16 protein-coding genes are annotated in these 13,793 nt (G+C 36.2%); 15 read left to right on the plus strand and 1 reads right to left on the minus strand.

Going from position 1 to position 13,793, the window contains the following annotated elements:
- Positions 1 to 9: 9 nt before the first annotated feature.
- The 9 genes from rplO to rplQ all read left to right on the plus strand — a co-directional run bounded on the left by rplO (position 10) and on the right by rplQ (position 5,458).
- Entirely contained in the window at positions 10 to 462 is a 453-nt protein-coding gene (gene rplO, locus C4H12_RS12490) for a 50S ribosomal protein L15 (RefSeq protein ID WP_106099192.1), read from the plus strand.
- A gap of 11 nt (positions 463 to 473) precedes the next feature.
- Entirely contained in the window at positions 474 to 1,823 is a 1,350-nt protein-coding gene (gene secY, locus C4H12_RS12495; protein ID WP_106099193.1) for a preprotein translocase subunit SecY, read from the plus strand.
- Positions 1,824 to 1,830: 7 nt separating this feature from the next.
- Entirely contained in the window at positions 1,831 to 2,046 is a 216-nt protein-coding gene (infA, locus tag C4H12_RS12500) for a translation initiation factor IF-1 (protein ID WP_106099194.1), read from the plus strand.
- A gap of 282 nt (positions 2,047 to 2,328) precedes the next feature.
- On the plus strand, positions 2,329 to 2,445 hold the full coding sequence (ykgO, locus tag C4H12_RS12505; RefSeq protein ID WP_002676536.1) for a type B 50S ribosomal protein L36: 117 nt from the start codon (positions 2,329 to 2,331) through the stop codon (positions 2,443 to 2,445).
- 2 nt (positions 2,446 to 2,447) lie between these two features.
- Positions 2,448 to 2,822: a 30S ribosomal protein S13 gene (gene rpsM, locus C4H12_RS12510; protein ID WP_106099195.1), complete on the plus strand. Its 375-nt coding sequence runs from the start codon at positions 2,448 to 2,450 to the stop codon at positions 2,820 to 2,822.
- Positions 2,823 to 2,835: 13 nt separating this feature from the next.
- Positions 2,836 to 3,240: a 30S ribosomal protein S11 gene (rpsK, locus tag C4H12_RS12515; RefSeq protein WP_106099196.1), complete on the plus strand. Its 405-nt coding sequence runs from the start codon at positions 2,836 to 2,838 to the stop codon at positions 3,238 to 3,240.
- Between the two features lie 80 nt (positions 3,241 to 3,320).
- The gene (rpsD, locus tag C4H12_RS12520) at positions 3,321 to 3,926 is read left to right on the plus strand and encodes a 30S ribosomal protein S4 (protein ID WP_106099197.1); all 606 of its coding nucleotides are present in this window, start codon (positions 3,321 to 3,323) and stop codon (positions 3,924 to 3,926) included.
- Between the two features lie 24 nt (positions 3,927 to 3,950).
- Positions 3,951 to 4,943 carry a DNA-directed RNA polymerase subunit alpha gene (locus C4H12_RS12525; protein WP_106099198.1) on the plus strand — a complete coding sequence of 331 codons (993 nt, stop codon included), beginning with the start codon at positions 3,951 to 3,953 and terminating at the stop codon, positions 4,941 to 4,943.
- Between the two features lie 32 nt (positions 4,944 to 4,975).
- Complete coding sequence (gene rplQ, locus C4H12_RS12530; protein ID WP_106099199.1) at positions 4,976 to 5,458, plus strand: 50S ribosomal protein L17; 483 nt, start codon at positions 4,976 to 4,978, stop codon at positions 5,456 to 5,458.
- Between the two features lie 65 nt (positions 5,459 to 5,523).
- Here the strand turns inward: rplQ and C4H12_RS12535 are convergent, their stop codons facing one another.
- Positions 5,524 to 5,745: a hypothetical protein gene (locus tag C4H12_RS12535; RefSeq protein WP_106099200.1), complete on the minus strand. Its 222-nt coding sequence runs from the start codon at positions 5,743 to 5,745 to the stop codon at positions 5,524 to 5,526.
- Positions 5,746 to 6,682: 937 nt separating this feature from the next.
- On the opposite strand from C4H12_RS12535, the gene C4H12_RS12540 reads away from it, so the two are divergent.
- The 6 genes from C4H12_RS12540 to C4H12_RS12565 all read left to right on the plus strand — a co-directional run bounded on the left by C4H12_RS12540 (position 6,683) and on the right by C4H12_RS12565 (position 13,787).
- Positions 6,683 to 7,297, plus strand: a complete 615-nt coding sequence (locus tag C4H12_RS12540) for a bifunctional nuclease family protein (RefSeq protein ID WP_106099494.1) — start codon at positions 6,683 to 6,685, stop codon at positions 7,295 to 7,297.
- A gap of 11 nt (positions 7,298 to 7,308) precedes the next feature.
- Positions 7,309 to 8,706, plus strand: coding sequence for a NupC/NupG family nucleoside CNT transporter (locus tag C4H12_RS12545; RefSeq protein ID WP_106099201.1), 1,398 nt, complete (start codon positions 7,309 to 7,311; stop codon positions 8,704 to 8,706).
- 220 nt (positions 8,707 to 8,926) lie between these two features.
- Positions 8,927 to 10,006 (plus strand): DNA replication/repair protein RecF, encoded by a 1,080-nt coding sequence (locus C4H12_RS12550; protein WP_106099202.1) that lies wholly within the window; start codon positions 8,927 to 8,929, stop codon positions 10,004 to 10,006.
- Positions 10,007 to 10,031: 25 nt separating this feature from the next.
- Positions 10,032 to 12,536 carry an O-antigen ligase family protein gene (locus tag C4H12_RS12555; RefSeq protein ID WP_254424777.1) on the plus strand — a complete coding sequence of 835 codons (2,505 nt, stop codon included), beginning with the start codon at positions 10,032 to 10,034 and terminating at the stop codon, positions 12,534 to 12,536.
- 3 nt (positions 12,537 to 12,539) lie between these two features.
- Positions 12,540 to 13,085 (plus strand): bifunctional pyr operon transcriptional regulator/uracil phosphoribosyltransferase PyrR, encoded by a 546-nt coding sequence (gene pyrR, locus C4H12_RS12560; protein ID WP_106099203.1) that lies wholly within the window; start codon positions 12,540 to 12,542, stop codon positions 13,083 to 13,085.
- 21 nt (positions 13,086 to 13,106) lie between these two features.
- The gene (locus C4H12_RS12565) at positions 13,107 to 13,787 is read left to right on the plus strand and encodes a hypothetical protein (RefSeq protein ID WP_106099204.1); all 681 of its coding nucleotides are present in this window, start codon (positions 13,107 to 13,109) and stop codon (positions 13,785 to 13,787) included.
- The last annotated feature ends 6 nt before the right edge of the window (positions 13,788 to 13,793 follow it).

Genomic DNA, 13,793 nt, shown 5'->3' on the forward strand with positions numbered 1-13,793 from the left:
TACAAAGTTATGAACTTGAGTAATTTACAACCCGCAGAGGGTTCAATTCACAGAGAAGGGAAGCGCGTAGGACGTGGGCAAGGTTCTGGTAAAGGAGGAACTTCAACCCGTGGACACAAAGGTGCTAAATCTCGTTCTGGCTTTTCTCACAAGATTGGCTTTGAAGGAGGACAGATGCCTTTACAAAGACGCGTACCAAAATTCGGTTTCAAAAACTTTAATCGTAAAGAATATATCGGTATTAATGTTGGCAAGTTACAAGAACTTGTAGATGCTGGTAAAATTACAGATAAGGTAGATCTTGAAACCTTAGTTCAGCTTCATATTGTTAAGAAAACCGACTTGGTTAAAATCTTAGGTGGAGGTGAATTAAAAGCCAAACTAAATATATCTGTTCATAAGTTTACCGCAGGAGCTAAAGCTGCTATTGAAGCAGTAGGCGGACAAGCTGTAACCTTGTAATACACTAATTTATGAAGAAGTTTATCGAGAACCTGACCAATATTTGGAAAATTGAAGAGCTTAAGAATCGTATTATCTTAACACTTGGTATTTTATTAGTTTATCGTTTCGGGGCTCATGTGGTGCTGCCAGGGATTAATCCTACACAGCTTCACGAACTTGCAAGCCGAACCTCAGGAGGTGGACTGCTTGATATATTGAATGCATTTACAGGAGGAGCGTTCTCTAACGCTTCAGTATTTGCTTTGGGTATAATGCCTTATATCTCAGCATCCATCGTAGTACAGTTGATGGGGATAGCTATCCCTTATCTTCAAAAACTACAAAAAGAAGGAGAAAGCGGACGTAGAAAGATAAACCAAATCACTCGATGGCTTACTATTGCGATATGTATTGTTCAAGCACCTGTTTATTTGTATGGTATCAACCGATTAGGAGTGCCTGATAGTGCTTTTATGCTCGGGAAAGGATTGGATTTTATAATTCCTGCAGTAACAATCCTAGTAACAGGTACTATTTTTGCAATGTGGTTAGGTGAAAAAATTACAGATAAAGGAATAGGAAATGGTATTTCATTGCTTATTATGGTGGGTATCATAGCACGCTTGCCAAAAGCATTTATTTCAGAATTAGCGTCAAGATTAACTGCTTCTAATGGAGGGCTAATGCTTATCTTAATTGAAATAATACTTTGGTTTGTAATAATCCTCCTTTGTATTTTCCTTATTAAAGCTGTACGCCAAATACCAGTGCAATATGCACGTCGTACCGCTGATGGAGGAGGAGCAGCTGTTCAGAAAAATATATTTGGTGCACGCCAATATATACCTTTAAAACTGAATGCAGCTGGTGTAATGCCTATCATCTTTGCTCAGGCCTTGATGTTTATTCCTAGTGCAGTAGCAGGTTTATGGCAGTCAGAGTTTGCTACAAATGTTGCTAATGCTTTTTCTAACATCTTTGGTTTTTGGTATAACTTACTTTTTGCGGCTATGATTATACTATTTACGTATTTTTATACTGCTATTACAGTTCCTACCAATAAGATGGCTGATGATTTAAAACGTAGTGGAGGTTTTATACCAGGGATACGCCCAGGTAAAGAGACTGGTGACTATTTGGATAAAATAATGTCACTTATTACTTTGCCAGGTTCTATTTGTATTGCTTTGGTAGCTATTTTTCCTTCACTTTTGCGAATTATTGGTATGCAAGACCAATGGGCATTATTTTATGGAGGTACCTCACTACTTATTCTTGTAGGAGTAGCTATCGACACTATGCAACAAGTAAATTCATATCTGCTTAATCGTCATTACGATGGTTTGATGAAAACAGGTAAAAACAGAAAAGTATCTTAATTAATTTATGGCTAAGCAATCAGCAATTGAACAAGATGGCACTATAATTGAAGCCTTATCCAATGCAATGTTTCGTGTTGAATTAGATAATGGACATGTAGTCATAGCTCATATATCTGGGAAGATGCGTATGCACTATATAAAATTATTGCCAGGCGATAAAGTAAAGCTTGAGATGAGTCCTTATGATCTTACAAAAGCACGTATTACCTACCGCTACTGATAGGTTAATTAAGAGAAATCTTCAATAATTTGATAGTATTTTCTCACAGATTTTTAGTTTATTTACATCAATCTGTGAGAATTTATTATCATTTTAAAATAGATTTTTATTTGTTAAAAAAAATAGGCGAAAACTAATTGATAATCAGTTGTTTCTGATAAATTGTTTGAGCCCAAAACAATATGTGTGTAAAATCTTAATTTATTTTTTTTGATTTAAAAATATTGTTATTAATAAAAAAAATTGTAGTTTTGCGCACTCTATTCAAATAAACAAAATAAAATGAAAGTTAGAGCATCCATTAAAAAAAGAAGTTCAGAGTGCATTATTGTGCGCCGAAAAGGACGTTTGTACGTAATCAATAAAAAGAATCCTAAATTTAAACAACGACAAGGATAATTATGGCACGAATTGCAGGTATAGACTTACCAAAAAATAAAAGAGGGGTTATTGGATTAACCTATATTTTTGGTATTGGAAGAAGTAGAGCTAAAGAAATTTTAACTAAGGCTCAAGTAAATGAAGACACAAAAGTAAGTGAGTGGAACGATGATGAAATTAGTCGTATCCGTGAAGTAGTTGCGTCTTACAAAATTGAAGGAGAATTGCGCTCTGAAGTGCAACTCAACATCAAACGTTTGATGGATATAGGTTGCTATCGTGGTATTCGTCATCGTAACGGACTACCTTTGCGCGGACAAAAAACTAAAAATAATTCTCGTACAAGAAAAGGTAAAAGAAAAACAGTTGCTAATAAGAAAAAAGCAACTAAATAATAAGTAGTTAAGTATGGCAAAACAAAATGCAAAACAAAATGCGAAAGTCTCTAAAAAGAGAAAAGTAGTTATTGAGTCAGTTGGTGAAGCTCACGTTTCAGCTACTTTTAATAACGTGATCATTTCTCTTACTAATAAAAAAGGAGATGTTATCGCTTGGTCATCAGCAGGTAAAATGGGCTTCCGTGGATCAAAAAAGAATACCCCTTATGCAGCGCAAGTAGCAGCAGAAGATGCTGCTAAAGTAGCTTTTGATGCAGGGCTTAAGAAAGTAAAAGTATACGTAAAAGGTCCTGGGAATGGTAGAGAATCAGCTATCCGTACTATTCATAATGCAGGTATTGAAGTGACTGAAATTATTGATGTTACTCCACTGCCTCACAATGGATGTCGCCCTCCTAAGAGACGTAGAGTTTAATTTAATACTAACATACGAAAGGTTTTTTATTATCGAAGGAATGCCTTAATTCATAATACCTTTCAAATAAACATTAAAAAATGGCAAGATATACTGGTCCAAAAACTAAAATAGCTCGCAAATTTGGTGAAGCTATCTTCGGCGACGATAAATCTTTTGAGAAAAAAAATTATCCTCCCGGACAACATGGTTTAGCACGTCGTAGAGCAAAACGCTCAGAATATGCTATTCAATTACAAGAAAAACAAAAAGCAAAATATACATATGGTATTTTGGAAAAACAATTCCATAATCTATATGAAAAAGCAAAAAGGAGCAAACACATAACAGGTGAAGTACTTCTTCAACTTTGCGAATCACGCCTTGATAATGTAGTTTATCGTATGGGCATTGCACCTACTCGTAGTGCTGCTCGTCAATTGGTTTCACACCGCCATATTACTGTAAATGGAAATATTGTCAATATTCCATCTTATACTCTTAAACCAGGTGATGTAGTGGGTGTTCGTGAAAAATCAAAATCTTTAAGTGTTATCGAAAACTCATTGGCAGCAAGTAGTGCCGTGTATGAGTGGATAACTTGGAATCCTGAGAAATTAGAAGGTACTTTTGTCGCCATTCCTCAGCGTATTCAGATTCCTGAAAATATTAAAGAACAGTTAATCGTAGAGTTGTACTCTAAATAATAAATAAAAGACAGCAGTCAAATTATGGCATTATTTAACTTTCAAAAACCAGATAAAGTTATAATGATTGAATCATCTGATTTCGAAGGGCGATTTGAATTTCGCCCTTTGGAACCAGGGTATGGTTTAACTATAGGTAACGCATTACGCAGGGTGATGCTTTCCTCTTTGGAAGGCTTTGCTATTACTTCTGTGAAGTTTGATAAAGTAGAACATGAATTTTCTACTATACCAGGTGTAAGAGAAGATGTTACTGAAATTATTCTCAATCTGAAACAAGTGCGTTTCAAACGTCAGGTTGAAGATGCAGAAGATGAAACAGCTACTATTAGCGTCTCTGGTAAAAAGCAATTGACTGCCGGTGATTTTCAAAAAGCACTCTCAAGTTTCCAAGTACTAAATCCAGAATTGGTAATTTGTAATATGGAGACTACAGCCTCTTTCACAATAGCAATTACTATTGAAAAAGGGCGAGGTTATGTTTCAGCTGAGGAAAATTCAAAACCTAATGCTGCTTTAGGAGTGATAGCTACAGATGCTATTTTTACTCCTATTAAAAACGTGAAATATTCTATTGAAAATTATCGAGTTGAACAAAAAACTGACTATGAAAAATTAGTCTTTGAAATCAAAACAGATGGGTCAATAGATCCTAAATTTGCCCTTACTGAGGCTGCTAAGACTCTTATTCATCACTTTATGTTATTCTCTGACGAAAGAATAACTCTTGAAGCAGATGAAGTAGCTCAAACAGATGCTTATGATGAAGAATCATTACATATGCGTCAGTTACTAAAAACTAAGTTAGCTGATATGGACTTATCAGTAAGAGCTTTAAACTGCTTAAAAGCTGCTGAAGTGGAAACATTAGGAGACTTGGTTTCATTCAATAAAGCTGACTTAATGAAGTTCAGAAATTTTGGTAAGAAATCATTGATTGAGCTTGATGAATTGGTAGCTAACAGAGGCTTAGTGTTTGGTATGGATATATCAAAGTACAAATTAGATAAGGATTAACGCGCTCTTTGCGATATTTTAACTAAGGAAAAATGAGACACGGAAATAAAATTAATCATTTAGGAAGAAAGACTGCTCACAGAAATTCAATGCTTGCTAATATGGCATCATCTCTGATTGAGCACAAACGTATCAATACAACTTTGGCTAAAGCTAAAGTACTAAAGCAATTTGTTGAGCCTTTAGTAACTAAATCAAAAGAGGATACTACTCATAATCGTAGGATTGCTTTTAGTAAGTTACGTAGTAAACAAGCTGTTACTGAACTATTTAAAGAAGTAGCTACTAAAGTAGGTGATCGCCCAGGTGGATATACTCGTATTATTAAGCTTGGTAACCGTTTGGGAGATAACGCTGAAATGGCTATGATTGAGTTTGTTGATTACAACACTACTTATAATACAGCTAAAGTAGCTAAAAAGAAAAATACCCGCCGTGGTAGAAAAAAAGCAACTGCTGCTGAAGGTGCTGCTACTGAAACAGCTCAAGCAACTGAAACAACTGCTGCTGAATAAATACAAATTAAGGTTTCTAATAATTGAGGCTTGCCCATTAGGGCAAGCCTCTTTTTTGTGGCTTATTAAGAAGTAGTTATTTGCTTTTTGGTGTAAGTGAAACTACTATCCTCATAACGTTTGAACTTATACACAGCATCGTTCATTAGTGCTTTGTTGAAGACTCCTAAGTTAGCCAGTAACTCAAACTGTTCTTGGGTGAGTCCTGTTACACTTTTAAACGGCTCGGGCTCTAAACGGCGTACTACATCATAAAAAGTTTCCTCTCTATAATCGGTGTGGTACATAAAGTAAGGGGGGTGTGACAGGTTTGTGCAGGCGTTTTTGTGTTTTTTTGCCTTTGCTCTTATGTTCTTTTTCTTCTTTGGTGATTTTCTTGTTGGATTTTCTTCTTTTTTAGCGGCTTTTTTTATTGACTTTCTTTATTTTTTTTGCTATTGTTTATCATAGTCGTCATATCACCACGTAACGAATGAAAATCTTCAATATTTTTCAAGGCTGTTACGGCTTTTGGGGTGTTTGGGTGATTGATTTAGGGTGGGAGTGTCTATATTCACCTATAAGTTGCTTTCTTAATGGTGTGGAAATTGATTGCTTGCGGTGCTTGTAATCGTAATGTTTTTTGTGTATTTGTGCCTTCTGAGATTGGCTTATCATAATACAATATGGGTGAGAGGTGGATGAAATAGGCTGTGGATTTTTTCATGTTTATCTGACTGTCTTTGTAAGCTGACTTTGGTGTTGGTCTTTTTCTTCGTGTATTCAAAAAAAGTAATTATGCTTGCTAAAAGAATAGAGTGTTTAAAGGTTTTAAAAGGGGTGCTTTAACGTAAAAAAGCTGTTTTTCTGATTGGTTTATTTTTCTGTTTTTGACGTGAAAAATAGAAATATGTACTATTTTTAGGTGCTTTGGTAGTTGTGAGGGGGTTGGGGGTTTTATGTTTATCCTTCGTTTATAGTTCGTTTATCCTTCGTTTATCGTTCGTTCAGCCTATCAGTAGAGAAATATTCGTTTGGGGTATGGGTGGGATTTTGGTGTATTTGACTTGTTGGTGAATTGGTGGGCTAACGGGGTGGTAGGTGAGTAGGCTGGGGGGTAGGGTAGGGGTGGAGGATTGGTAGATGGGGGGTGAGGATATTAATATTTTTAATAAAATTTGTGTAGTTCAAAAAAGTGTCGTACTTTTACGCCCTCATAAAAAAATCAATAACCACTACCTACCAATGGATGATTTAGTACACTTATTTGTTAAAAGAATCTCATATAATCAGTCGCAAAATGATGCTTTTGTGCTGATTATGCACGAATTGGAGTCGGATTTGAAATTGCCTATTGTGATTGGTGCTTTTGAGGCTCAGTCGATAGCTTTGGAGCTGGAGAAGAATATTGTGCCGCCTAGACCTTTGACGCATGATCTTTTTAAGATAATGGCTAATGCGTTCAATATACAGGTGTTACGGGTGGTGATTCACCGGCTGGAGGAGGGGATTTTCTACTCGAATATGTTGTGTGTGCAGTATGGTGAAGAGCGCCTTATTGATGCTAGGACGAGTGATGCTATTGCGTTGGCTTTGAGGTTTAACGCTCCTATTTATACTTATAAGCAGATAATAGAGAAGGCGGGTATTTATATTCCGCTGGTAGGGGATGAGCGGCATCAGGCTGTGAGTCCGTCATTGGATGGGGTTAGTGAAGAAGAAGATGCGATGCGTGACGCTTACTCAAAATTTTCGCTTTCAGAACTTAAAAAGATGCTAAATGAATGTATTGAAAATGAGGATTATGAAATGGCGGCTCTGCTAAGAGACGAGATTTTAAAACGTGACGGTACTTTTTAAAACGGAATTATATGAAAAAAACATTTGCTTTGGGAGGGGCTTTCTTCCTTACATTTTCGGCCTTTGCACAGAGTGCTACTGAGGTGGCAAAGGTTGTGCCTAGTGCGGGTATCACTTTTGAGGGGATATTACGTGGGGCTATTGGTATGATGGCTGTTTTGTTGATTGCTATCTTGTTTAGTAGTAATAGGAAGGCTATTAACTGGAGGACGGTGGGTATTGGTTTGGCGATACAGCTTACTATTGCTGTGGGTATTTTGAAAGTGGGCTTTGTACAGCAGGCTTTTGATACTATGGGTAGTGTGTTTGTACTGATACTTGATTTTACTAAAGCGGGCAGTAAGTTTTTGCTTGGCAATTTGCTGAATACGGAGAGTTTTGGTTATATTTTTGCTTTCCAGGTATTACCTACTATTATTTTCTTTTCGGCACTTACGTCTTTACTGTTTTATTTAGGGATTATACAGGTTGTGGTTAAGTGGATGGCTTGGGCGCTTTCTAAGCTGTTGAATATATCGGGGGCTGAGAGTTTATCGGTTACGGGGAATATATTTCTTGGACAGACGGAGGCTCCGCTAATGATTAAGGCTTATTTGGGCAAGATGACGCGCTCGGAAATATTGCTTGTGATGATTGGTGGTATGGCTACGGTGGCTGGTGGTGTGATGGCTTCTTATATTGAGTATTTGGGAGGTAATGACACTGAGATGCGCTTGATGTTTGCAAGGCACTTGCTTGCGGCATCGGTAATGGCTGCGCCGGGGGCTATAGTGATTTCAAAGATATTATGTCCGCAGACGGAGGAGTTTTCAAATGACTCGAGTGTATCGATGGAGAATGTAGGTTCGAACATGCTAGATGCTATTGCTAATGGTACTACTGATGGGTTAAAATTGGCTTTGAATGTGGGTGCAATGCTGTTGGTATTTGTGGCTTTTATAGCTATGGTGAACCATATTTTTCATTGGGCAGGAGATTTTGAACATTTGAATGATGTTATTGCTGCTAATACGCCTTATAAAAAAGGGCTTTCGCTGGAAATGATATTAGGGACTATCTTTTCGCCTGTGATGTGGCTGATAGGGGTAGCTAAGGAAGATATGATGCTGATGGGGCAGTTATTGGGTATTAAGTTGGCTTCATCGGAATTTGTGGCATACGGACAGTTGGGAGTATTGAAAGATGTAGCTAGTGCGCCGCATTTGCTTTATAATAAATCGATTATAATTGCTACTTATATGCTTTGTGGTTTTGCTAATTTTGCTTCAATAGGTATCCAGATAGGGGGTATAGGAGCATTGGCGCCTAATCAGCGAAAAACTTTATCGGAGTTTGGTTTAAAAGCGGTTTTAGGGGGGTCATTAGCATCATTGTTATCAGCAACTATAGCGGGAGCAATTATAGGTTAAAAATATAGAACTTATACAGAAAACGGGTGGTATGTTGGAGTAATCTGACATACCACATTCTGATAATATGGGGGAGTGGATAGAGGGAGTTGAATTAGATGGTATGAAAAGCAATTTTGTTTTTCTCTGCTTATGTGAAAATAGGGTAAAAGAAATAAGGAACAAATGATCATTACAGTTGTTATTTCAAAAAATATTTGTACTTTTGCAGCAACTAATTATGTTTTTAAAAAAAATATCCATAGTTAATTATAAGAATATTCCCTCACAGACATATAATTTTAGTCCAACGATTAATTGTTTTGTGGGGAATAACGGCGTAGGGAAAACTAATTTGCTGGATGCTATATATCATTTGGGAATGGGGAAGAGCTACTTTACGCCCTCGGCATTGCACAATGTACGACATGGAGAAGAGTTTTATCTTATTGATGGAGCTTTTCAACACCAAGAACGAGAAGAGCAGATAGTATGCAGCCTAAAAAAAGGGCAGAAAAAAGTGATAAAGCATAATGGTAAAGCGTACGAACGTCTTGCTGACCATATAGGGAAATACCCTATGGTGCTTATTTCACCTTCTGACCGTGACTTGATTGTAGAAGGTAGTGAAACTCGCAGAAAGTTTTTAGATAGTGTGATTTCTCAGACTGATAGAGAGTATTTGGAACTATTGTTGCGATATAATCGTATCCTACTGCAGCGTAATACCCTACTGAAACAAATGGCTGAGAATAATACTTTTTCAGTAGAAACTCTAAGTGTTTATGATGAGCAGTTAGCTCCCTTAGGACAGTTTATTTATCAGAAACGAAAAGACTTTATGGAAGTTTTTCTGCCTATATTTAGTTATCAGTATGCTTATATTTCGGGCGGGAAAGAGCAAGTAGGTTTACAGTATGATAGTACATTACATGAAAAATCGTTAGAAGAACTACTTGTTGAAAATCTTCCACGTGATCGAGTGACACAATACACTACTGTAGGAATTCATAAAGATGATTTGCTATTTGAGATTGAAGGATACCCAATGAAGAAATATGGTAGTCAAGGGCAACAGAAATCATTTTTAATAGCCCTGAAACTCTCACAATTTGAGATACTAAAGCGACAATTAGGGGTAACACCTATAGTGCTTTTAGATGATATTTTTGATAAGTTGGATGATAATAGGGTGGCACAGCTGATACAGTTAGTTACTCAAAATCATTTTGGACAGTTGTTTGTTACAGATACACACTCAGAACGTACTGAACAAGTAGTGAAACAAACAGGTTTAACTTATCAGTTGATAGAATTTTAATATATTTACTTTTTACTATATACTAATGAACAAAAAAAAGAAAGTTCCTAGCACTAATCAGGCGCAAACTAAGGCGCCCTCAAAGCCTCTTGCTACAGTTAAAACTGAAAGCAATGTGGTAATGAACTTTTTGTGTACAGTATTGCTTATTGCCTATGGTTATCTAACTGTACTTACTCCTAATTGGATGGCGTTTGACTCTAACGCATCAAAATTCTATACCTTTGCTATTTTAAACTTAGTAGTTGTAGCCTTGATATTCCTTGTTAAAGATTTTAGAGAGCGAACTAAGGTGCTCTTAGGTTTTTTTACTAATAAAATAGGAATTGCTTATAGTATAGTGATGGTGTTTGCTTTACTTTCATTCACTAAAGCTATTGATATAGAAGAAGCGATTTTACATTATTCAAAAGTATTTATAGCCTTTACTGCAGCATGGATGGTATCGGCATTGGTAATTTATAATAAGAAGAGTTTGGTGCCCTTATCAGTAGCAATGACACTATTGTTATTCTATGATTTTATAGTTACTTTAGATGGGGTGAAGAGCATAGTAAGAGGACTTAGTAGTGATTATAACATTAAGGGGTCATATTCTAATAAGAATATCTTGGCATCGGCTATGTTTATTAAGATACCTTTTGCTATTTGGTTGTTTTATTTTCAGAAGAAAGCTGTATGGCGTATCATTGGTGGAGCAGGTATTCTGTTAGGTACTTTAGCTATCTTCTTTATGAGTACTCGTGCTTTCTATTTGGCTACTATTCTTACAACACTTATACTTATAGTGTATGGTTTGCTTGATTTTTTCGTACTCAAACGCCGTGAAACAGGGCAAAAAGTGCTAATGCATGTAGTATTAGTTTTCTTAGCTTTTGGAATATTCTCATTTGTACAGAACTTTATGTATCCACAGCAAGTGCGTCAAAGCACTAGCTTTGGAGCACGGTTGGCTGAAGTAGCTAACCAAGAAAATAGTAGTAACAATTTACGTAAGACAGCTTGGGTGATTACAGCTACTGATATGATACCTAATGACCCTTTGTTAGGGGTAGGTATAGGGAACTGGAAAGTACGATTTTTGCAGTATGAAAACTCATATAGTCCTCACTACATTTACATGTATAAAAATCATAATGATTTTCTTGAAGTACCTGCTGAGATAGGAATTGTAGGGGGACTGGCATTTTTAGCCATATTTATTTTAGCTGCTTATTACTTTTTGTGGAATACCTATAAGCGCAAAAATATAGAACGTGAACAGTGGTTTTTCTTACCTCTATTTGGTTTATTTGCTTACTCATTTGATGCCTTTTTTAACTTTCCTCAAGATCGTCCTGAAATACAAGCTCTTTTTGCTATTTATGTAGGAATAGCAGTTGGATTGGCAGTACTCTTCTTAAGTAAGAAAGAAGAAAACCGCAAATTACCTATTACTATAGTGAGTTTTATAGGTTTGGTAGCTGTAGTTGTAGCAGTAATGAATGTAGTGGTAGAACGTATGTATTTTGATTCATCAAAAATACAACGTATGGTGAAAGAAGAACAACAAGGGGCACGTAGTCCTAAATCATCATCTGATTTTCTTATTCATAATTATCCACGTATACCAAACCTCACTGCAGTAGCTGAGCCTGTGGATGTGGAAAAAGCACGTTACCTTATTGATGAACAAAAATTTGATGATGCACGTAAGATATTGGGATCTATTCATTATCACCCGTATGATGCACGACCTGAGTATTTTATGGCGGTTTCTTACTTTATGCAACCAGAGAAAAATAATGATAGTATCTATAAATATGCTCGCAAAGCCCGTATGATTAAGCCTAACTTCTTTGGAAGTTTGAACTTAGAAACTTTTGCACTTAATAATATGGGGAAAGAGCAAGAGTCTATGCTCCTATTAAAACAGTTTTTAGGATTAGAAAAAGATACAGTGCAAAAAACTATACCTCATTGGAAGGCTATTTTAAAGAATCGTTTTCATGTAGATGTTGATCGAGATGCCTTATTAGCTAAACGTAATGAGGTACAAGCATGGAATTCTTTGGCATATCTGCAAGAAAAAAATAATCTTATAGCTGAAGCCAAAGCTACCCTTGATAGTGCTTTTGTATATTTGCCTACTAATCCTGATATTATAAGCAATCGTAATAAAATTACTTCACGATTGCAAGTGGAACAATATTCTCCTTTATATATTGAGGCTGTAAATTTGTATAACACTGGACGTTATACTGAGGCAGTAACTGCTTTTACTAACTTTTTAAGCAAGGTGCCTGCTCATATAGAGGCTTACCGTTTGCGTGCTTATAGCTATTATAACTTGCAACAGTATCGTAATGTGATAAATGATATTAATGCAATGGAAGCTTTAGGTAACCCCATTGATGCAGTACTTAATAACTATCGTGGGTCTTGTTACTATATGCTTGGTGACCGCATGAATGCTAAAGTGTTCTTTCAGCAAGCAGCTAATCAAGGGAATACTGATGCTAAAAAGAACCTAAATACCCTTACTTTTTAAACAATGAACACCTATAAAAAACAAATACTCGGTGAAAAAGAACTTCAAGTAATGTTACACCGCTTGGCTTGTGAACTGATTGAAAATCATACAGATTTTAGTAATACGGTTTTCATAGGCATACAGCCACGAGGTACTTTTTTAGCCTATCGCTTATTGCAACTACTTACAACTGAGTATAAAGTACCTTCTATTCCTTATGGGATGTTAGATATTACTTTTTTTCGGGATGATTTTAGGCGTACTTCACGTCCTTTGGCAGCGAACTCTACTTCTATTGATTTTATTGTAGAGGATAAAAAAGTAGTATTTATTGATGATGTACTCTATACGGGGCGTAGCATTCGAGCAGCTCTTTCGGCTATACAATCATTTGGGCGCCCTGCAGAAATTGAACTTTTAGTGCTTATTGACCGTCGATTTAGTCGTCATTTGCCTATACAGCCAGACTATAGCGGTAAGCAAGTAGATGCGATTAATGAAGAGCGTGTGGTAGTACATTGGAAAGAGAATGATGGTGAAGACGCAGTGTATGTGATTGATAAATAATAGCTAATAAGTAATATAGAGATGGTAATAGCAATACTTACAGCTTTTATAGCTATAAATGTAGTACTAAAACTTAGCTTTTGGAAGTTCTGGCATACAGCTGTATGGGGAGGAGTAGCTTTTTTATTTGTATACTTAGCTACTGATTTTGCTTCAGAACAATCACAAGTGGCTTTAGATGCTATGCTGAACAACCCTACGGTATTGAGCAATATCACGGTGTTACTTACTGTTGAAACTGCTTTGTGTATCGCTTTTTGTTTTAGTTCATTACGCACTCTTTTTAAAGGCACTCAAAGTAAATGGAATAAAATATTGCAATGGTATCCTAACCTGTTGCTTTTTCCTGCACTTTTTTACCTACTTACCCAGAGTATTTTTTATTTTACAGGAGTTTCGTTTGCTTATATAGCTTTAGGAGTAGGTACAGTTATTTTTCTGTGTATAGTAGGAGGAGCTTTGGGTATAAAGAAGCTATTACCAGAGAAAGATCTTCGTTTAGAGCTCCATTTTTTGGTAAGCCTACTTATTACGCTATTAGGGCTTATAAGTACTGCTAATGGCCAAATACTATATATGCCCCAAAGTGAGCCGCTAAACATACAAGTTTTAGGAACTACTTTTTTGTTTTTTATACTCCTATTTACTGTAGGATTTGTGTTGAGTAAATTGTATTGGAAATTTAGAAGAAATAGAATATAATCCTTG

This window comes from Capnocytophaga sp. oral taxon 878 (assembly GCF_002999135.1).
Classification (GTDB): Bacteria; Bacteroidota; Bacteroidia; order Flavobacteriales; family Flavobacteriaceae; genus Capnocytophaga.

Bases quoted from the DNA above. Each gene is read 5' to 3' on its own strand.
- rpsM (WP_106099195.1), top strand. From the start codon at position 2,448: ATGGCACGAATTGCAGGTATAGACTTACCAAAAAATAAAAGAGGGGTT.
- rplQ (WP_106099199.1), top strand. From the start codon at position 4,976: ATGAGACACGGAAATAAAATTAATCATTTAGGAAGAAAGACTGCTCAC.
- C4H12_RS12540 (WP_106099494.1), top strand. From the start codon at position 6,683: ATGGATGATTTAGTACACTTATTTGTTAAAAGAATCTCATATAATCAG.
- C4H12_RS12535 (WP_106099200.1), bottom strand. From the start codon at position 5,745: ATGTACCACACCGATTATAGAGAGGAAACTTTTTATGATGTAGTACGC.
- ykgO (WP_002676536.1), top strand. From the start codon at position 2,329: ATGAAAGTTAGAGCATCCATTAAAAAAAGAAGTTCAGAGTGCATTATT.
- secY (WP_106099193.1), top strand. From the start codon at position 474: ATGAAGAAGTTTATCGAGAACCTGACCAATATTTGGAAAATTGAAGAG.
- C4H12_RS12525 (WP_106099198.1), top strand. From the start codon at position 3,951: ATGGCATTATTTAACTTTCAAAAACCAGATAAAGTTATAATGATTGAA.
- rpsK (WP_106099196.1), top strand. From the start codon at position 2,836: ATGGCAAAACAAAATGCAAAACAAAATGCGAAAGTCTCTAAAAAGAGA.
- C4H12_RS12550 (WP_106099202.1), top strand. From the start codon at position 8,927: ATGTTTTTAAAAAAAATATCCATAGTTAATTATAAGAATATTCCCTCA.
- C4H12_RS12545 (WP_106099201.1), top strand. From the start codon at position 7,309: ATGAAAAAAACATTTGCTTTGGGAGGGGCTTTCTTCCTTACATTTTCG.
- C4H12_RS12555 (WP_254424777.1), top strand. From the start codon at position 10,032: ATGAACAAAAAAAAGAAAGTTCCTAGCACTAATCAGGCGCAAACTAAG.
- C4H12_RS12565 (WP_106099204.1), top strand. From the start codon at position 13,107: ATGGTAATAGCAATACTTACAGCTTTTATAGCTATAAATGTAGTACTA.
- rpsD (WP_106099197.1), top strand. From the start codon at position 3,321: ATGGCAAGATATACTGGTCCAAAAACTAAAATAGCTCGCAAATTTGGT.
- rplO (WP_106099192.1), top strand. From the start codon at position 10: ATGAACTTGAGTAATTTACAACCCGCAGAGGGTTCAATTCACAGAGAA.
- infA (WP_106099194.1), top strand. From the start codon at position 1,831: ATGGCTAAGCAATCAGCAATTGAACAAGATGGCACTATAATTGAAGCC.
- pyrR (WP_106099203.1), top strand. From the start codon at position 12,540: ATGAACACCTATAAAAAACAAATACTCGGTGAAAAAGAACTTCAAGTA.